The sequence below is a fragment of the Streptomyces sp. NPDC126510 genome, from assembly GCF_040302345.1.
GTDB lineage: Bacteria > Actinomycetota > Actinomycetes > Streptomycetales > Streptomycetaceae > Streptomyces.
Window position 1 is genome coordinate 176,606 of record NZ_JBEORR010000011.1, and the last position, 18,096, is coordinate 194,701.

Consider the following 18,096-nt stretch of genomic DNA (forward strand, 5'->3'; position numbering starts at 1 on the left):
CCGACGTTAACTGATCGCTCTGACAACGGACTTGCCTAGCTGGAAGCAATGGCTGCGTAGGTCCACACGTCCGCTGGCAGCTCATGCTTTAGGCGCCAGGTGATCGCCATCGGCTTGCTGCCGGTGTGGTCCTCGTAGGTAGCCGGTCCCAAGAGCATCCACGGCTGAGACTTCCCGATGTCCGTGTTCTTGTACCGGCGCATGAAGAGCAACACATGACTGCCTCGCTCAGCGTGGTGTTGGTAGCGCAGGCCTGTGGGGGCGCTCTCGGCAGTGGAGTTCTGGGACTCCCAGTGGAAGAGGTTCGGGCTCAGCGCGTAGTCCCTGTACCGGACGGTGGGGGAGAAGTCCCTCTCGTTCTTCTCCAAGGTGATGAGCAGGGCGTCTGTCTGGATGTCCTCCACCCACTGGACACCCTGTGCGAAAGACCTGGGCATCTGGCCGCCGAAGCGCGCCACTCCGAGGGCGGCCAGTATCTCCGAGCGGTTGTAGGAGCAGTGGACCTTCAGCGGTACTTGGCTGTGGCTTCCAGACAGAGGAATCGGGAAGTGGTCCGCCTGATCGATGACGTAGGTCAGAACCTGCCGGAGTTCATCGCGGATGACGGGCTGGTCGCGCAGCGCATCCAGGCCCTGTTGGAAGCTGGTGAAGCCACCGGCGTTGTCCCACAGGTTGAAGAAGAGCATGCGGGCGTATGCCTGGTCAGCGGAGCCAAGGTCGTTGTAGGGCGGTGCGTCGTCAGCGAGGAGGCGCAGGTACGCGTGGGCACGGTCGGGGTCGTCGACGTGTAGGAAGGCGTGGACGCGCTTGAGGAGAGCCGATTCGGCGACAGGCTCCGCTGTCTTGATCAGGCCCGCCCTACGGAGGACGGCTGTCCAGGAGTTGTCGCTCTTGTACAGCTCCTTGATCTCCCTACGGCTCTCGCGCAGGTAGTCGGCCAGCTGTGGGGTGTCGTAGGCCTTGACCTCGCTCACCAAGGTCTTGACTGTAGCCTGCAGTTGTGTGCGGATGTTGTCTAGCACCAACTTCTTGGCTTTGTCTTCCAGGAGGATTTGGCAACCGGATGGCAGAAGCGGAAAGTCGTGCTCTATGTGATCAACAAGCCGGTTCCGCGAGAGGTTCGTCAAGGCTCGAAACTGCTCCTCGAAGCGAAACTCCGCCCGGTGCTGTCCAATGAAGTCGAGGACAGTGAGCACGGGCTTCGTCTCCGTACGGCGTAGTCCGCGCCCCAGCTGCTGAAGGAAGACCGTGGCACTGTTGGTGGGGCGCAGGAGGAGCAGCGTGTCGACATCTGGGATGTCGAGCCCTTCGTTGAATAGGTCCACGGAGAAGATGACTTGCAGCTTCCCCTCTCGCAGGTCAGCGAGCACCTTGGCTCGTACGGAGGCTGGTGAGTCGCTGGTGAGGGCAGTGGCCTGAAATCCGGCCTGTTGGAAGAAATCTGCCATGAAGCGGGCATGCTTCTTGTTGACACAGAAACCCAGCGCGCGCATGGCTCCAGGACGGGACACCTTGTCGCGGATCTGCTTGACAACGATGCGTGCCCTGGCCTCATTGCCCGTGTAGAGGTTGCCGAGGTCTTGTTCCGCGTAGGTGCCCCTCTGCCAGGCAAGACTCGTTAGGTCTGTGCCATCAGGGATGCCGAAGTAGTGGAAGGGGCACAGCAGATCATTCTCAAGAGCCTCCCAGAGGCGCATTTCTGCTGCGATGCGGCCATCGAAGTACTCGTCCTGCACATTGAGTCCATCCATCCGCTCAGGGGTCGCGGTGAGGCCGAGCAACTGCTTGGGCTTGAAGTGGTCGATGATGCGGCGATAGGTGGTGGCCGTGGCGTGATGGAACTCATCGATAACGATGATGTCGAAGTGGTCCGGAGCCAGCGCCTCGAGCCGCTGGACGTTGAGTGACTGGACGCTGGCAAAGACGTGATCCCACGTTTGTGGGTCCTCGCCCCCGTACAGCAACTCGCCGAACGAGGCGTCGTCCAGCACCTCCCGGTACGTGCGCAAGGACTGCTTGAGGATCTCCTTGCGGTGTGCGACGAACAGCAGATTGGGGCGGCGGTCGCTGAAGCTCTTGGCCAGACTCCGGTAGTCCAGGGCTGCCATGACGGTCTTACCCGTACCGGTGGCAGCGACCAGCAGATTACGGCTGCGCCCCCGAAGCTCGCGCTCGACCCGTAGGCGCTCCAGCATGTCCTGCTGGTAGGGGAAGGGACGTACCTCCAGCCCAGAGAGGTTGATCTTCAGGTCAGTGGTGGAGTTAGTGCCGCTTGCCTGGGCGAGTGCTTGGTCCAGGCGCTCGGTGTGCTGATCGGGGTCGTAGGTCTCGAACGCGGAGTCGTTCCAGTAGGCGTCGAAGGTCGCCTCGAACTTGTTCAGCACGGCCGGTGTGGCGACGGAGGACAGGCGTACGTTCCACTCCAAGCCGTCGAGGAGTGCGGCCTTCGAGAGGTTGGAGCTGCCGACGTACGCCGTGTCGAAGCCCGTGTGCCGTCGGAACAGCCAGGCCTTGGCGTGCAGCCGAGTGGACCGGATCTCGTAGTTGACCTTGACGGTTGCGCCGAAGTCGCGGACAAGGCGGTCGAGTGCGTGGCGGTCGGTCGCGCCGATGTACGTGGTCGTGATGACTCGTATCGGCACGCCGCGTTCCTTCGCAGCGCGCAGTGAGCTTTCGAGGACGCGGATGCCGTACCACTTCACGAACGCGCAGAGCAGGTCGATGCGGTCTGCGGTGGCGAGTTCCGCCCTGAGTTCGGCCCCGAGACTGAGGTCCTCGGGGGAGTTCGTGATCAGTGATGTCTCGGACAACGGAGTGAGGGGGCGAAGGGCGTAGACACCGGGGGCCTCCTGCTCCGCGAGGGCCAGCAGTTGTCGAGGACCGTCGACGATGGGGCTTGCAGCTTCGCTTGGATCGGAGGCAACGGAAGCCAGCGATTCGAGGATGCGGTTCGCAACCGAGACTCGATCTTCAGGGCGGAGCTGGCTCAGCCTTTCGTTGACGGCCTCACCGATGTGGCGAGCCAGTACATGAGGGCTGGACTCTGGAGTGACCTCTGCGTCGACGGCCTTCCAACCGGCGGCCCTGTAGTGCTCCAGTTCGTCGTGGACGTCGTGAGTGATCAGCTTTTCGTAGACACCCGCGATCGGCCTCGCTTGGCCCCCTGCTTCTGCCACGACTGCCCCCTGATCCCTCGCTCTTTACGCGCACGATCACTCGTGACGTTAGGGATCAGTTCTAACAGCAACTACTGACACCTGTGAGGCGTACCGAAAGGTGAACTCCGGTTGCTGCCAGGCCGCCCGCTTCCTGGCCAGTGTCGCGCCTCCCCGCCCCGCCTCAAGGGCGCTCCCACTCCGCTGCGCTGCGTTCCGCGTCGGCTGCGCCGATGGCCCTGCGGGCCACCCTTGACCCGGGGCGCTCCGACGCGGGAGAGAAGCGAGCGGGCGGCCCGGGGAATGTGAGGGCCACAGGGCGGTCGCGCCTTGGGCTGGCTTTCCAGGTACTCCGTGGCGGCGCGGGCGTGCGGCAGCACCTCGGCGTCGAGCCGGTCGGCGGTGAGGGGGGAGGGAGGGGAGAGAGGGAGGCCCAGGCGCGGCGGGCCGTGAAATGTGGTGGCGGGGACTGTCAGGGCGTGTGAGTGTTTCGGCCATGGGGAATTCCACGGCCTATCCCGTGCTGCGGACCACCGACGCGGCCCTGGCCTACGCGCAGGCCAAGCGGCTGTGTGAGCTGTTGGCGCAGTGTGATGACGAGGTCTGGTTCTTCGCCGAGCTGCGCACGGTCGCGGATGTGCGGCAGATGGCTGTGGTCCTGCCCGAGGCGACGTTCGAGTATGCGGGGGCACGGACCGGTCCGGCAGGGGAGAGCCTCCGGTTCGATCTCGATGTCGCGGCTATGGACGACACCGCGCTGGAGCCGCACCTGCCGCTGGACGTCATGGTGGAGGTGCCCAGGGGGAGTGTGGAAGAACGCTTCGTGGCGGCTCTCGGCCAGGGCGTGGCCGGCATCGACTGGCACGGCGTGTGGCCGGACGATCCGGAGGCGGGGCACTGCGGGTCGGTGGCGTACGACGGGGTCCAGGTCGTGTTCCACGGCGATCGCGCCCAGTGGGGGCCGCGGGCCGAGCACCACACCGTCTTCGTGCACGTGACCAAGTTCGGTGACCTGGCCCGCGCCCAGAAGCTCGCCGCGCAGATCGGCAGCGAGGTCCTGGGCGACTCACAGCTCGGGTGGTGAGGGCCCGCCGGGATTTCAGGTGGTGAGGGCCCGGCAAGATTTCAGGCGGTGAGGGCGCCGTGGCACTCTCCGTACGAGCGGCCCGACCCACACCAGCAAGCCGCCCCCAGCTGCGGCGGCCAAGCCACCGCCCGCCCCCTCGCCGCCAGTGTCGTCGCGTACTGGGGGAGGAGGGTCGGGTCGGTCGGGGACGAGAGTTCCGACGCCGCGAAGGCCTCGTACGACGGGACCGTGCCCGTGACGATGCCCAGGTTCGGGGTGCCGGAGGTGGAGAGTTCGCGTAGGGACTGCTCTATCGAGGCCAGGTGGTCGGAGTGGGACGGGTACTCCGTCGACAGGGACGGGTACGCCTCCAGGAGTTCCGTGAGCTCGTTCGCCGGCCAGTGCAGGATCGCCACCGGGAAGGGGCGGGAGAGGGCCTCCCGGTACGCGCCCAGTTCCGCTCGGAGGCGGAGGATCTCCGCCTCCAGTTCCGCCGGGTTCTCCGAGCCCAGGGACCACACGCGCTTGGGGTCGTGGAGTTCGTCCAGGGTGATCGGCAGGGAGTGGACCGAGTCCGCCAGGGCGTCCCACTCGTCGTGGGACTTGCCGAGCATGCGCCGTACGCGGTGGCGGCCGAAGAGAAGGGGGTGGGTGGCGTAGGGGGGCTCCTCGACGTCCGTCAGGAGGCGGTGCACGGCCTCCGTGAACGTCTCGTGGGCCGCTTCCAGTTCGTCGTGGGATTCCAGGGACTCCGCGACGATCACCCAGGGGGCCGGGTCCTTGGGGGACGCTCCCCGGACGCCCTCGATGATCGCGCGGGCCTCGGCCTCGTGGCCGTACTCCCAGAGATTCGAGGCCTTGAGCGCCCGTACCAGGTGGGGGTTCTCCAGGCCGTCGGGGGAGGACAGCAGGCGGTCGTAGAGGGTGGTCGCGGTGGGGCGGTCGCCGGAGAGCTCCAGGTGGGCCGCCGCCCGCAGCAGCAGGGCCTCGGCGTCTTCGGGATACAGGCCGGCGGTCCGCTCCAGGCGTGCCGCCTCGGCGGTGGGGTCGACGTTTTCGGCAGGCGTGTCGGGGCGCATGGGGGACACCGTACTGCCGGGAGGTGACGAGCGTGAGAGATGCGCAGGCCAGACCACTCGGCCCACGTACTTCTCCTCGCTCGCCACCCGGGCTTCACGCTTCGTTCCGAACCGTCGCCGCCGCCGGATCACGGCGGGCCGCGGCCGGACTACAGCGTCACGTTGTCTACTTGGAGGGTTTGGACTGATTTTGCCGTGAATGGTGCGCTTACCGACTTGCCGCTCAGGCGGATGTCCGAGCGCGCCGTGTAGAGGTCGCCGCCGCCCGTCGTGACCGTGTTCCAGCGCGGGACCACGCCCCCGGTGCCGCCCGTCACCGTCGAGAAGCGGGAGAGGTCGAAGGTGAGTGTCTGGGCGGAGGTGGAGGTGTTCACCGCGACGATCACCAGGCGGCGGGCCGTCGCGTCGTACGCCGCCACCGCGTAGTCCACGCCCGTGTCCAGGATCGTCATGCCGGGGCGGATGTGGCGGCTGAACTGGGCCATCACGTAGTGCTTGGTCTGGACGGTGGTCGGCTGGAGGGTGTTCGCGTCGTAGGCGATCATCGCCCAGCCCGTGGACGGGTCCATGACCTGCCAGTAGCACCAGGCCGTCGGGTGCAGCCAGCGGAAGTCGAGGCAGAGGTTGGAGGCCATCGTCAGGCCCGTGCCGTCGCTGTCGCCCGTCTCGGAGTTCCACAGCTTCTTGCGGGAGGTGGTCACGACGTCCGTGTAGAGGAGGTCGCGGCGGCCGCCCGAGCCCTGGTAGCCGTGCACGTTGACCTGGGAGACCAGGCCCTTGGTCGTCGCGTTGAAGGACGACCAGGTGGAGCGGGCCGTGTCGTAGTTCGTCTCGTCCGACGCGGCGATGCGCAGGCCCGTGAGGCCGCGTTTGTCCAACTCGCTGCGCATGTACGGGAGGACGGCCGCCTGGACCGCCGGGTCGATGTGGCAGCCCTCCTGGGTGCCGGTCGCGGTCCACCAGGTGGAGGCCGGCTCGTTGAAGGGGTCGACCGTCGCGAAGTTCACGCCCCAGTTCGACTTCGCGTACAGGGCCGTTGCCGCCAAGTGGCTCGCGTGCTGGCGGTAGTTCCAGGTCTGGAGGTTGTTGCCGCCGCCGGACGCACCCGAGGGGTTGTGGTTGCCGCACATCCACCACATCGGGGAGTTGGCGAACAGTTCGGTGATCGCGCCCCGCTGCGTCGCCTTCACCAGCATCGCGCGCTGGTTGGCGTCCGCCGTCCACTTCCACGCCGAGGAGGTGGGGTCCTCGTTGTTCCAGTCCTGCCAGAAGCCCTCGATCTGCTTGAACGCGGGGATGTTGGGCGACTTCACCATCGTCTCGCCGCCGACGCTGTTCCAGCTGCACGCGCCGAGGTTGTAGCGGGCGATGTTGAGGCCCAGGCCGGGGAGGGAACGGCCGTTGTACGTGACGGACTTGGTGGTGAAGAACAGGTCGGCGAAGTCGTCCCGGGCGCCGAAGACGTTGGCCCACCAGGCGAGGGAGGTGCCCCAGCCCTCCCAGGTGCCGTACGTCGTCGACGGGTTGACGGCGATCGTGGCGTCCGCGTGCGCGGTGCCCGTCGCCAGGGCGCTGCCGAGGAACGTTCCACCTGCTGCGGCCAGCAGACTTCTGCGTCGGATCACGGCTCCTCCGTAAGGGAGAGGGGGCGGACGCCGGTCCCCGGCCCGGCGTCACAAGGGTGTCCCCGTGGTTGGTGACGAGAAGCATCGGGTGTGGCGTGTGGGTTGTCGAGAGTTCTGACGAACCTTCTTCAAACCCGTTTACGAAGTCGCCGGTCCGCTCCGGAGAGTGATCCTGTATAACGAACAGCAGGGCATACACACGTACGAGGGGAGGGGCGGCCGGTGAACCGGAGCTGGGCCACGCTGCGTCCCGCCCTCGCGCTGCTCTTCCTGCTCGTCGAGGTGGCACTGCTCGACACCGGCAGCCTCTCCGCCGCCGTCGCCCTCGCCGCCACCACCGCCCTCGCCGCGACCACAGCGGCCTCGGCCGCCCTCGCGCTGTGCGCCGTCGTCGCCTCGCGGTGCGCGCCCGCCGTGCCGCGCACCCGGGTGCGTACGGCCATCCGCGACCGGGACCGGCGTACGGCGTTCCTGCCGCAACGCGATCCCGACGCCCGGGGACGCACCCGGCCCCGCGCACCCGGTCACGCCCTCCGGGCGACCGTCGCGTAGGGCACCTCCACATCTGAAGTGACCCCGCGCGGGTCGTCATGCCGCCATGACCCACTTCCGGCACGACGAGACCCCCGGAGGGCTCACCCATGTCCGTCTTCGCCAGCCTGGTCGAGCACCTTGCCGACCTGCTCCAGCCGCTGTGCGGCGCCTCGGCCGCGGCCGCGGCGATCGTCCTGTTCACCGCGCTCGTACGCCTCCTCGTCCACCCCTTGTCCCGGGCCGCCGCACGCGGCCAGAAGGCCCGGACCGCGCTCCAGCCGAAGATCGCCGAGCTGCGGAAGAAGCACGGCAAGAATCCCGAGAGGCTCCAGAAGGCCGTGTTGGAGCTGCACGCGGAGGAGAAGGTGTCGCCGCTGGCCGGCTGCCTGCCGGGGATGCTCCAGATTCCCGCGTTCTTCCTGCTCTACCACCTGTTCTCCAGCGACACGATCGGCGGCGAGGCCAACGGGCTGCTCGGCCACCGGCTGTTCGCGGCGCCGCTCGGCCGGCGGTGGACGGACGCGCTCGACGGCGGCCTCCTCAGTGGCGCGGGGCTCGTCTACGCCGGGCTGTTCCTGGTCGTCGGGTGCGTCGCCGCGTTCAGCTACCGGCTCAGCAAGCGCATGATGGCCGCGAACCCGGCCGCCCGGGCCGGTGACGGGGAGCAGCTGCCCGGGCTGGGGGCGGTGAGCCGGGTGATGCCGTTCATGTCGTTCTTCACGCTGGTCACCGTGGCCGTCGTGCCGCTGGCCGCCGCGCTGTACGTCGTCACCAGTACGACGTGGAGTGTCGTGGAGCGGGCCGTGCTGTACCGGTGACCCGCAGGGCCCGGTCCAGTACGTGAACCGGGTATTGCGGACTGCACGGGGAGCTTGGACGATCGACCAGTCCTCCGATGGCTCTGCCCCGCCGCATCCGGGTCGCGCGCATCGGTCGGGCGCCCGCGATCGAGGGAGACTGATCATGAAGCTGCTGCGAGTCGGTACGGCCGGGGCGGAGCGGCCCGCGCTGCTCGACGCCGAGGGGACCCTGCGGGACCTGTCGGGCGTCGTCGCGGACATCGACGGCGCGCTGCTCGCCGACGAGGAGGCGCTCGGCCGGGTTCGGGCCGCCGCCGACGCCGGTGACCTGCCCGTCCTGGACGCCACCGGGCTGCGGGTCGGGCCTCCGCTGGGGCGCATCGGCAAGATCGTCTGCATCGGGCTGAACTACCACGACCACGCGCGCGAGACCGGCGCCGAGCCGCCCGCCGAGCCGGTCGTCTTCATGAAGGCGCCGGACACCGTGGTCGGGCCGTACGACACCGTCCTCGTGCCGCGCAGGGCCCTCAAGACCGACTGGGAGGTCGAGCTGGCCGTCGTCATCGGGCGTACGGCCAGGTATCTACAGTCCGTGGAGGAGGCGCTCGGGCATGTGGCCGGGTACGCCGTGGCGCACGACGTGTCCGAGCGGGAGTTCCAGATCGAGCGCGGCGGGACCTGGGACAAGGGGAAGAACTGCGAGACGTTCAACCCCCTCGGGCCGTGGCTGGTGACCGCGGACGAGGTGCCGGACCCGCAGGACCTGTCCCTGAAACTGTGGGTCAACGGCGAGCTGAAGCAAGATGGGACCACAGCCGAGCAGATCTTCTCGGTCGGGGAGGTCGTGCGGTACCTCAGCCAGTTCATGACCTTGTACCCGGGCGATGTGATCAATACCGGGACGCCGGCGGGCGTGGCACTCGGGGCGCCCGAGCCGAAGCCGTTCCTGCGGGCCGGGGATGTCGTGGAACTGGAGATCGAGGGACTCGGGCGGCAGCGGCAGGAGTTCAAGGACGCGTAGGCGCTCCGCTGGGAGGGCCGGGGAACTGTGCCGGTTCGGGCGCCTGCGGGCCGTCCGTGGCTCGTCGCGCAGTTCCCCGCGCCCCTCGAAGTGAACGTCAGTCCAGCAGGGCTGCCAGCTCGCGCCAGGCCTTCCTGGGGAGGGCGTCTCGTGCCTCGTCGTTCACGATCTGGAGGGCCAGGTGGTCCGCGCCCGCCTCGAAGAACGTGTCGATCTTGGCGCGGATCGCCGTCTCGTCGCCCCAGGCGAACAGGGCGTCGACGAGGCGGTCGCTGCCGCCGTCCTTCAGGTCCTCCTCGGTGAAGCCGTGCCGGAGGAAGTTGTTGGTGTAGTTCGGCAGCGGGAGGTAGATGCCGAGGAACTCTCGGGCCAGGGCGCGGGCGCGGGCCGGGTCGGTCTCCAGGACCACGCTCAGTTCGGGGGCGAGCAGAGGGCCTTCGCCCAGGATCTCGCGGGCGTGCGCCGTGTGCTCCGGGGTGACCAGGTACGGGATCGAGCCCGCCGCCCGGTCGCGGGCCAGCCGCAGCGACTTCGGGCCCAGGGCGGCCAGCAGACGGCGGTCCTCCGGCACTCCGACGGCGTCCAGGCCGTCGAGGTGGGCGACCAGGGCCGAGTAGGGGCGGGTGTACTGCTCCACCCGCTTGGCGTGGCTCACTCCGAGGCCCAGCAGGAAACGCCCGGGGTGGGACGACTCCAGTTCCGCGAAGGCCGACGCGGAGACGTCCGGCTCGTGCTGCCAGATGCTCTGGATGCTGGTTCCGACCTTGACCTTCGAGGTCGCCTCGATGAGGGGGGCGGCGTTGGCGGCGGAGCTGTTGCCGCCCAGCCAGAGGGCGCCGTAGCCGAGGTCCTCCAACTCGGCGGCGGCCTCGGCGACTTCGCCGCGGCGGTCCGGTTCCTCCGAGCGCAGGCCCACGCTCCAGATGCCGTACCGGCCGAGCGTCTCCTTCAGGGGGGTGGTCATCGGTGGGGGTTCCCTCCGGTTGGGGCGCCGTGCTTGATCACGCGTACACGGGTGCCAACCGGAGGGGGTCTCCGCTCATTCCATGAGGGGCCTAGCGGTCCAAGAACCGCTCCAGCGCCTCCACCACCATCCGGTGATCGTCGAGTTGCGGCAGCCCGGAGACCGTCACCGCGCCGATGACGCCCACACCCTCGACGGTGATCGGGAAGGAGCCGCCGTGAGCCGCGTAGGTGTCGGGGTCGAGGCGCGAGGACTCCTCGAACGTGCTGCCCTTGGCGCGGAAGCGGGCGCCGACCAGGTAGGAGGCGGAGCCGTAGCGCTCGACCACCCGGCGCTTGCGGGCGATCCAGGCGTCGTTGTCCGGCGTGGAGCCGGACAGTGCCGCGTGGAAGAGCTGCTGGCCGGAGCGGTGGATGTCGATGGCGACCGGGGCCTGCCGCTCCCGGGCCATCTCGACCAGGAGCGAGCCGAGCGCCCAGGCGTCGTCGTGCGTGAAGCGGCGGAACACCAGGTGGCGTTCCTGCTTCTCCAGCTCTTCCAGGCTCGGGGTGAGTTCCGGGTGGAACTTGGGGGTGAGCCCCTGGCTGTGGGAGGGGTTGTTCTTGTGGGTCACAGGGTCACCGTCACCTTCTCGAGGGCCGAACGACGAGCGGCCTCCAGGACGTCCAGGGCGGCGGCCGCATCCCGCGCGGTCACCGGGTTCGGGGCGCCCTCCAGCAGGGCCTTCGCCACGGTCGCATAGTAAGCGGGGTAGTCGCCCGGGAGAGTGGGCTCGGCGCGGCCGCCGCCGGTGACCGGGGACTCGCCGGAGCCCACGCGGCCCCACAGCGACTCGGGCTCCACGCCCCAGCCGGGGCCGGGGCGCAGGCCGTCGCGGAGCGCAGCCTCCTGGGGGTCGAGGCCGTACTTGACGTAACCGGCGGCGGAGCCCAGGACGCGGAAGCGGGGGCCGAGCTGGGCGGTCGTCGCGGAGACGTAGAGGTGGGAGCGAGCGCCGCCGGTGTGCGTGATCGCGATGAAGGTGTCGTCGTCGGTCTCGGCGCCCGGGCGGCGGATGTCCGTCTCCGCGTACACGGAGGCCGCCGGGCCGAACAGGACCAGCGCCTGGTCGACGACATGGCTGCCGAGGTCGTAGAGCAGACCTCCGATCTCCGCGGGGTCGCCGGACTCCCGCCAGCCGCCCTTCGGCTTCGGCCGCCAGCGCTCGAAGCGGGACTCGAACCGCCACACGTCGCCCAGCTCGCCCTCGTCCAGCAGCTTGCGCAGGGTCAGGAAGTCGTTGTCCCAGCGGCGGTTCTGGAAGACGGAGAGGAGCAGGCCGCGCTCCTCGGCGAGGGCGGCGAGCGTGCGGGCCTCGGCCGCCGTGCCCGCGACGGGCTTGTCGACCACGACCGGCAGGCCGGCCTGCAGCGCGGTCGTCGCGAGCGGCACGTGCGTCTTGTTCGGGGACGCGATGACGACCAGGTCCAGCTCGGCGGCCCGGTCGAACAACTCCTCCGGCGTGGCCGCGAGGCGTACGTCCGGGAACTCGGCACGGGCCTGCTGCTGCCGTTCCGGGTTCGAGGTGACCACCGTGTCGAGGGCGAGGCCCTCCGTGGCGGCGATCAGCGGGGCGTGGAAGACGGAGCCGGCGAGGCCGTAGCCGACGAGGCCGACGCGGAGGGGCGAGCCGGGGGCTGTGCCGAGGGGAGTGCCAGTCATGCCACCCACTTTCGCAACGCTGTTGCCAAAGTGCAAGCGCCGGGGACAATGGGGGGCGTGGACAGGGCGGACGACCGTACGGGCGGAGTGGGCGGCATGCGCGGGGCCGGGCCTGCGGGAGCAGCGGGAGCAGCGGGGGCGGCCGGGCCTGGAGGCGGCGGGGTGAACCTGCTCTCCCTGCGCAGTCACAACGCCGCCCTCGTGCTCGACCTGCTGCGGACCGCGGGGGACGAGGGCATCAGCCGCCTCGAACTCGCCGAGCGGACCGGACTCACCCCGCAGGCCGTCAGCAAGATCACGGCCCGCCTGCGGGAGGACGGGCTGGCGGCGGAGGCCGGACGCCGGGCGTCGACCGGGGGCAAGCCGCGCACGGTGCTGCGGCTGGTACCGGAGGCCGGACACGCGGTCGGGATCCATCTGGACCGGGACGAGGTGCGGGTCGTGCGCGTGGACCTGCGGGGAGCCGTGGTGGGGGAGCGGCGGGCCGCGCTGGATCTGGGGGCGGGTTCGGAGGCCGTACTGGCTGCGGTACGGGAGGCGGCGGCAGGGGCGCTGCCGGCTGTCCGGAGCGACAGGGCCTCCGGGCGGGGGCTGGCCGGACCGGATCCCTCCCTGCTCGGAGTCGGTGTCGCGTTGCCCGGGCCGCTCGATCACGGGCGGGGGGTGCTGCACCGGGTGACCGGATTTCCCGCGTGGGACGGCTTCCCGCTGCGTGCGGCGCTGGCGGAGCGGCTCGGGGTGCCGGTCGTGGTCGACAAGGACACCAACGCGGCGGCGCTGGGCCTCGCAGCCGGGGGTGAGCGCGGCTCCTTCGCGTACCTGCACCTCGGCACGGGGCTGGGCGCCGGGCTGGTCATCGGCGGCGGCGTGCACCGGGGGGCCAGGACCGGGGCCGGGGAGTTCGGCCACCAGGTGATCCAGCTCGACGGCCCACCCTGCACCTGCGGGGACCGGGGCTGTCTCGAGGCCCTGTGCCTCGGGGCGGTGGCGCGCGGTGACCTGGACGAGGCGGCGCGGGTGCTGGGAGCCGGCGCGGCGAACCTCGTCGGGCTGCTCGACATCGACGTCGTCCTGCTCGGCGGCCGTACGGTGGCGGCGGCGCCGGAGACCTTCGTGGGCGGGGTCGGCGCGGTACTGGAGGCCCGGGCGCGGCGAACGGGCCAGGACACCGTGCCCGTACGCGCCACGGCCGGAGGAGACGGGGCCGTGGCGGTGGGGGCGGCTCAGCTGGTGCTGGGGCCGGTGTTCGGGCGCGGCGGGGGCTGAGACCCGGGGGGTGGGAAGGCGAGCTGCCGGTCCAGCGGCAGGGCCTCGCGCCCACAGACGACGCCGCGGCCGAGGACCGATGACAGGGATGTCCGCCGACCGGGCGGATCCGCGCCGCCGTTCGGGGCCGGTTCGCGGCGGCGGTGTCTTGCGCGCCCCTCCGCTCGGAATGTCACATCATCATGCGACTCTGCACGCCCGCTCACCTCTGCCTGGCGGCGGCAGCGGCGGCCGCCGTCCTGCTTCCCGGTGCACCTCCGGCGCAGGCGGACGCCCCGGCGCCCGCCTGTGCCGCGCCCGACGACCACACCTTCCCGCTCACCACCCGCATCCACGGCGGCCCCGGTTCCTACACGGCCGGTGGCGGGTTCGGGACCTTCTCCGTCGACCTGACCAACACGACCGACCGGACCTGCGCCGGGATCCACCCCGTCGTGGTGCTCGTCGACGGCAAGCGGGCCCTGGAGCCGTCCCAGCCCCGCCTCGAATTCTTCGAGGGGGCGCGCGCCCACACCGTGCGGTTCGAGAAGACGGGCGAGGACGAACTCGTCGGGGCGTTCGGTGACGAGGAGGACGGCTTCGCCGGGTTCACCGTCGGACCGGGTGACACCGTCACCGTGAAGGTGCGGCTCACGCTCACCTCGGACGCCGTGCCCAACGAGGTGACCGCCAACGCCGCGGTCGTGCAGCGGCACGACGACGACGGCGACTGGGTCGGGCAGTCGAACGACTACCGATTCCGGATCGACGACGGCGAGCCGGGGACCGGCACCGACACGGGCACCGGCACCGACACGGGCGCCGGCACCGACACGGGTAAGGAATCCCGCCCCGACTCCGAGGCATCCGTCCCGCCCCGCGAGGACCGTTTCCCGTTCGCCGAGGAGCTGGCCCGGACCGGCACCGGCACCCGGGTCGCCGCGGCCGCCGCGGTGGTGCTGCTCGCCGGCGGCGCGGCACTGCTCGCCCTACGCCGCCGCCGCGGAGATTCACCGGAAGGGCCGTAGGCAGGCCGTCCCGCCAGTCGGGACACCGTACGCGGACCGTTCCGCAAGATCCCGCCACTGTCTAGGCTGGATCGCACGCTGGACCGCGTACGGCAGGAGATCCCGCACATGGCAGACCGCAAGCCCATCGAATCGTGGCTCACCGACATGGACGGTGTGCTCATCCACGAGGGCATTCCGATCCCCGGCGCCGACGCCTTCCTGAAGAAGCTCACCGAGTCCGGGAAGCCCTTCCTGGTCCTCACCAACAACTCGATGTACACCCCGCGCGACCTGCACGCCCGGCTGCGCCGCATGGGCCTCGACGTGCCGATCGAGAGCATCTGGACCTCGGCCCTGGCCACCGCCCAGTTCCTGGACGACCAGCGGCCGGGCGGGTCGGCGTACGTCATCGGCGAGGCCGGACTGACCACCGCGCTGCACGACATCGGCTACATCCTGACCGACCACGAGCCGGACTACGTCGTCCTCGGCGAGACCCGTACGTACTCCTTCGAGGCCATGACGAAGGCGGTGCGGCTCATCCTCGGCGGTGCCCGGTTCATCTGCACCAACCCCGACGAGACCGGCCCCTCCACCGAGGGCCCGCTGCCCGCGACCGGCGCCGTGGCCGCGCTGATCACCCAGGCGACCGGCAAAAAGCCGTACTTCGCGGGCAAGCCCAACCCGCTGATGATGCGGACCGGGCTGAACGCCATCGGGGCGCATTCCGAGACCAGCGCGATGATCGGCGACCGCATGGACACCGACGTGCTGGCCGGCATGGAGGCCGGGATGCAGACGTTTCTGGTGCTCACCGGCCTGACCCGGCCCGAGCAGGTCGAGGACTTCCCGTACCGGCCCTCGCAGGTCGTGGACTCGATCGCGGACCTCGTCGACCGGATCTGACCTCCCGGGCCCGGCGGCAGGCGGGGCTCAAACCCTCGGTCACTCGTACGGAGCAGCCGCCGCGTTCCTGAGGATGCGGCGGCCCGCCGGGCGGGGGAGGCTCCAGGCGTCTGGAGGTTCACGATGGGTTTGCTGAGAGTCGCTGTCTGTACGGGCGTCCTGGTCGCCGTCGCCCTCGCACCGGCCGCCCACGCGGCGGACGCGGGGAGCGTCTCGGTGACCCCGGCGCGCCCGGCCCCCGGCAGTGACGTCACACTCCGCGTGACCGGCTGCGCCCAGCGGACGGCCGTGGCCGCCTCCGCGGCGTTCGTCGCGGACGCGCGGCTCACCGTCGCGGGCGCCGACGAGCTCGTCGGCGACAGCCGCGTCCGCTCCACGCTCAAGGCGGGTTCGTACGCCGTGCGGGTGACCTGCGGGCCGACACGGCGGACCGGCACGTTCACCGTCCGGGACGGCGAGGCGGGACATCAGGCGGAACGGTCCGGGGCCCCGCCGGCCGCCGCGCCCGGCACCGGCGGACAGCCGCCCCGGGACGGCGAGGCGGGACATCAGGCGGAACGGCCCGGGGCCCCGCCGGCCGCCGCGCCCGGGGCCGGTGGCCGGCCGCCCGCCCCCGGCACCGGCGGACAGCCGCCCGTGCCCGAGAAGGGCGGACAGCCGTCCGCGCCCGGCGTCGACGAGGAGGAGGCGTTGCCCTCCCGCCGGCCCGGCGCACCCGCCTCGCCCGTCGCCCCCGTGCAGGCGGGCGGTGGTGGTGCCGCCGATCACCTCGCGGCCGAGGAGCGCGGCGCCGGTCCCGGTGCGGCGCAGGGGGTGACCGGACTCGTGCTCGCGGGGGCGGCCGCCGCGGTGGTCCTCGCGCTGCGCGGTGTCCGCCGGGGCCGCGGAACGGACTGATCATGGACGACTGCGATCACGTCCAGAGACGTTTCTCGGGCACCGGCCGCCTGCTGACCGGCATGGCCTGGGTCGTGCTGCTGCTCGGGCTGTGGCTGTGGGGCCGTGAGGTCACCGAGATGCGGCACGGCATTTCGGCGCCCGCCACGGGTGACATGGCGGCGGCCGGACGGCCCCCCGACATCAAGCTGCCGCCGGAGCACCGCCCGCTGGGCGACGCGCTGCCCCAGCGGGTCGACATCCCCGGGCTCGGCGTCCAGGCCCCCGTGGTGGCGCGCGGTCTCGACGCCCGCGGGGCGCTCGATCCGCCGCCGTACGACCAGCCGGGCGTGGTCGGCTGGTACGCCGGCGGGGTCGCGCCCGGGGCGCCCGGTACCGCGCTGATGGTCGGTCATGTCGACACCGAGTCGCGGCCCGCCGTCTTCTACAGGGTCAGTGCCATGCGGCCGGGCCAGACGATCCGGGTGGTCCGGGCCGACGCCAGGATCGCCGAGTTCACCGTCGAGTCCGTCCAGGTCCTCACCCGCGACCGCTTCGACGCCCACCAGGCCTACGGGCCCCGCGAGTCGGGGCGGGCGGAGCTGCGGCTGGTGACCTGCGGCGGCAGCTTCGACCGTACGACCCGCAGCTACACGGCGAACGTGGTCGTCTCGGCGTACCTGACGGGAACCGGCCCCTAGAGCCCCTGCGTGACCGGCCCGGTGCGGCCACCCGACCCGGTCGGCGGCCCGCTCCCCCTGGAGCCGCCGACCGGGCCGGTCCTCGACCGCGCGTGCACGGGCCGCGGGAGTGACCCGGCGAGCCGCGCGGGAGGCCAAGGGGGACACGGCGGGTGAATCTCTGGCCGAAGGCCGGGCATGTGCTGTGAAGACCTTAGGGCCCAGGGGCCGCCCCGGCCCAGAGGTCGGATCACATCAAGTCCCTCTACGGTGGCGCTGCGTCATCGCTTCGGCGGGGTTCGCCTCGTGGGCGTCGCGGGACGTATGTCAGGATTGAGACTTGGAACGGTGCACCCAAGGGGGAGTTGGATGTACGGCAGCAGGGGGGCGGGGGCGTTCGCCGGGAGGCGGATGTCCGCAGTGGTGCTGGGGGCGGCACTGCTGGTGACGGGATGTTCCTCCTCCGATGGAGGAGACGGAACGGACAAGGATGCCGACGCGGGCGCCGGGATCACCCAACAGCCCAAGGAAAAGGCCCCCTTCTGGGTCAATCCGGACGGGACGGCGGCCCGGCAGGTCGCCGCCCTGGAGAAGTCCGGCAAGAAGCAGGAGGCCGAGCAGATCCGCAAGATCGCCGAGCAGCCGGTCGCCGAGTGGGTCGTCCCGGACGACCCGCAGGACCAGGTCCGGGGCTTCACCGAGGCCGCCGACAAGGCCGGCCGTACGGCCCTGCTCGTCCTCTACAACGTCCCGCACCGCGACTGCGGTCAGTACTCGCAGGGCGGCGCCGCCGACGGCAACGCCTACCGCGACTGGATCGACGGCGTCGCCGCGGGCATCGGCGACCGGCCCGCCACGATCGTCCTGGAGCCGGACGCCCTGCTGCACCTGGTCGACGGCTGCACCCCGGAGCAGTTCCACGAGGAGCGCTACGACCTGCTCAAGGGCGCCGTCGGCAAGCTGAAGTCGCTGAAGAACACGAAGGTCTACCTGGACGCGGGCAACGCCGGCTGGCAGAAACCCGACCAGATCTTCGAGTCCCTGAACCGCGCGGGCATCGCCCGGGCCGACGGCTTCTCGGTCAACGTCTCCAACTTCTACTCCACCGAGGACTCCATCGCCTACGGCAAGCAGCTCTCCGCCAAGGTCGGCGGCAAGCACTTCGTCATCGACACCAGCCGCAACGGCAAGGGCCCTTACAGCGACGGCAAGCCCGACGAGCGCTGGTGCAACCCGCCGGGCCGCTCGCTGGGCGAGACCCCGACGACGAAGACGGCGGACCCGCTGGTCGACGCGTACCTGTGGGTGAAGCGGCCGGGCGAGTCGGACGGCGAGTGCAAGGGCGGCCCGAAGGCGGGCCAGTGGTGGGCGGACTACGCGCTGAAGCTGGCGAAGGCCACCGCCTGACCCGGTCCGCCCGGGCGGCCGACGCAC

The 18,096-nt window shown here is 70.6% G+C and carries 16 protein-coding genes; 10 read left to right on the plus strand and 6 right to left on the minus strand.

Features of this window, described 5'->3' with window-relative positions:
* Positions 1-35: 35 nt before the first annotated feature.
* Positions 36-3,176, minus strand: coding sequence for a DEAD/DEAH box helicase (locus tag ABTX60_RS17985; RefSeq protein WP_352097993.1), 3,141 nt, complete (start codon positions 3,174-3,176; stop codon positions 36-38).
* Positions 3,177-3,651: 475 nt separating this feature from the next.
* Here ABTX60_RS17985 and ABTX60_RS17990 point away from each other — a divergent pair, with 475 nt between their 5' ends.
* A complete protein-coding gene (locus tag ABTX60_RS17990; RefSeq protein WP_352097994.1) occupies positions 3,652-4,239 on the plus strand; it encodes a hypothetical protein in 588 nt (195 codons plus the stop codon).
* A 41-nt stretch (positions 4,240-4,280) separates the two neighbouring features.
* Here the strand turns inward: ABTX60_RS17990 and ABTX60_RS17995 are convergent, their stop codons facing one another.
* Positions 4,281-5,300 (minus strand): SEC-C domain-containing protein, encoded by a 1,020-nt coding sequence (locus ABTX60_RS17995; RefSeq protein ID WP_352097995.1) that lies wholly within the window; start codon positions 5,298-5,300, stop codon positions 4,281-4,283.
* A 149-nt stretch (positions 5,301-5,449) separates the two neighbouring features.
* A complete protein-coding gene (locus tag ABTX60_RS18000) occupies positions 5,450-6,925 on the minus strand; it encodes a glycoside hydrolase (RefSeq protein WP_352097996.1) in 1,476 nt (491 codons plus the stop codon).
* Between the two features lie 222 nt (positions 6,926-7,147).
* Here ABTX60_RS18000 and ABTX60_RS18005 point away from each other — a divergent pair, with 222 nt between their 5' ends.
* From ABTX60_RS18005 to ABTX60_RS18015, 3 genes are all read left to right on the plus strand, one after another.
* Positions 7,148-7,477: a DUF6412 domain-containing protein gene (locus ABTX60_RS18005; protein ID WP_352097997.1), complete on the plus strand. Its 330-nt coding sequence runs from the start codon at positions 7,148-7,150 to the stop codon at positions 7,475-7,477.
* Positions 7,478-7,566: 89 nt separating this feature from the next.
* Positions 7,567-8,277 (plus strand): YidC/Oxa1 family membrane protein insertase, encoded by a 711-nt coding sequence (locus ABTX60_RS18010; protein ID WP_352097998.1) that lies wholly within the window; start codon positions 7,567-7,569, stop codon positions 8,275-8,277.
* Positions 8,278-8,422: 145 nt separating this feature from the next.
* A complete protein-coding gene (locus ABTX60_RS18015) occupies positions 8,423-9,280 on the plus strand; it encodes a fumarylacetoacetate hydrolase family protein (protein ID WP_352097999.1) in 858 nt (285 codons plus the stop codon).
* A 97-nt stretch (positions 9,281-9,377) separates the two neighbouring features.
* On the opposite strand, the gene ABTX60_RS18020 is transcribed toward ABTX60_RS18015, so the two are convergent.
* From ABTX60_RS18020 to ABTX60_RS18030, 3 genes are all read right to left on the minus strand, one after another.
* Positions 9,378-10,244: an LLM class F420-dependent oxidoreductase gene (locus ABTX60_RS18020; protein ID WP_352098000.1), complete on the minus strand. Its 867-nt coding sequence runs from the start codon at positions 10,242-10,244 to the stop codon at positions 9,378-9,380.
* Positions 10,245-10,335: 91 nt separating this feature from the next.
* Positions 10,336-10,857: a heme-degrading domain-containing protein gene (locus tag ABTX60_RS18025; RefSeq protein WP_352098001.1), complete on the minus strand. Its 522-nt coding sequence runs from the start codon at positions 10,855-10,857 to the stop codon at positions 10,336-10,338.
* Entirely contained in the window at positions 10,854-11,945 is a 1,092-nt protein-coding gene (locus ABTX60_RS18030) for a Gfo/Idh/MocA family protein (RefSeq protein ID WP_352098002.1), read from the minus strand. Before ABTX60_RS18030 ends, ABTX60_RS18025 begins: the two co-directional genes overlap by 4 nt.
* 96 nt (positions 11,946-12,041) lie before the next feature.
* Here ABTX60_RS18030 and ABTX60_RS18035 point away from each other — a divergent pair, with 96 nt between their 5' ends.
* From ABTX60_RS18035 to ABTX60_RS18060, 6 genes are all read left to right on the plus strand, one after another.
* Positions 12,042-13,211, plus strand: a complete 1,170-nt coding sequence (locus ABTX60_RS18035; protein ID WP_352098099.1) for an ROK family transcriptional regulator — start codon at positions 12,042-12,044, stop codon at positions 13,209-13,211.
* Between the two features lie 182 nt (positions 13,212-13,393).
* On the plus strand, positions 13,394-14,218 hold the full coding sequence (locus ABTX60_RS18040) for an LPXTG cell wall anchor domain-containing protein (protein WP_352098003.1): 825 nt from the start codon (positions 13,394-13,396) through the stop codon (positions 14,216-14,218).
* Positions 14,219-14,326: 108 nt separating this feature from the next.
* Positions 14,327-15,106, plus strand: coding sequence for an HAD-IIA family hydrolase (locus ABTX60_RS18045; RefSeq protein ID WP_352098004.1), 780 nt, complete (start codon positions 14,327-14,329; stop codon positions 15,104-15,106).
* A gap of 123 nt (positions 15,107-15,229) precedes the next feature.
* Complete coding sequence (locus ABTX60_RS18050; protein WP_352098005.1) at positions 15,230-16,003, plus strand: hypothetical protein; 774 nt, start codon at positions 15,230-15,232, stop codon at positions 16,001-16,003.
* Positions 16,004-16,005: 2 nt separating this feature from the next.
* Positions 16,006-16,683, plus strand: coding sequence for a class F sortase (locus tag ABTX60_RS18055; RefSeq protein ID WP_352098006.1), 678 nt, complete (start codon positions 16,006-16,008; stop codon positions 16,681-16,683).
* A gap of 348 nt (positions 16,684-17,031) precedes the next feature.
* Positions 17,032-18,069 (plus strand): glycoside hydrolase family 6 protein, encoded by a 1,038-nt coding sequence (locus tag ABTX60_RS18060; RefSeq protein WP_352098007.1) that lies wholly within the window; start codon positions 17,032-17,034, stop codon positions 18,067-18,069.
* The last annotated feature ends 27 nt before the right edge of the window (positions 18,070-18,096 follow it).

Excerpts from the sequence above, each read along its gene's own strand:
- ABTX60_RS18050 (WP_352098005.1), top strand. The coding sequence starts at position 15,230 with ATGGGTTTGCTGAGAGTCGCTGTCTGTACGGGCGTCCTGGTCGCCGTC.
- ABTX60_RS18035 (WP_352098099.1), top strand. The coding sequence starts at position 12,042 with ATGCGCGGGGCCGGGCCTGCGGGAGCAGCGGGAGCAGCGGGGGCGGCC.
- ABTX60_RS18060 (WP_352098007.1), top strand. The coding sequence starts at position 17,032 with ATGTACGGCAGCAGGGGGGCGGGGGCGTTCGCCGGGAGGCGGATGTCC.
- ABTX60_RS17990 (WP_352097994.1), top strand. The coding sequence starts at position 3,652 with ATGGGGAATTCCACGGCCTATCCCGTGCTGCGGACCACCGACGCGGCC.
- ABTX60_RS18045 (WP_352098004.1), top strand. The coding sequence starts at position 14,327 with ATGGCAGACCGCAAGCCCATCGAATCGTGGCTCACCGACATGGACGGT.
- ABTX60_RS17995 (WP_352097995.1), bottom strand. The coding sequence starts at position 5,300 with ATGCGCCCCGACACGCCTGCCGAAAACGTCGACCCCACCGCCGAGGCG.
- ABTX60_RS18020 (WP_352098000.1), bottom strand. The coding sequence starts at position 10,244 with ATGACCACCCCCCTGAAGGAGACGCTCGGCCGGTACGGCATCTGGAGC.
- ABTX60_RS18030 (WP_352098002.1), bottom strand. The coding sequence starts at position 11,945 with ATGACTGGCACTCCCCTCGGCACAGCCCCCGGCTCGCCCCTCCGCGTC.
- ABTX60_RS18055 (WP_352098006.1), top strand. The coding sequence starts at position 16,006 with ATGGACGACTGCGATCACGTCCAGAGACGTTTCTCGGGCACCGGCCGC.
- ABTX60_RS18010 (WP_352097998.1), top strand. The coding sequence starts at position 7,567 with ATGTCCGTCTTCGCCAGCCTGGTCGAGCACCTTGCCGACCTGCTCCAG.
- ABTX60_RS18015 (WP_352097999.1), top strand. The coding sequence starts at position 8,423 with ATGAAGCTGCTGCGAGTCGGTACGGCCGGGGCGGAGCGGCCCGCGCTG.
- ABTX60_RS18040 (WP_352098003.1), top strand. The coding sequence starts at position 13,394 with ATGCGACTCTGCACGCCCGCTCACCTCTGCCTGGCGGCGGCAGCGGCG.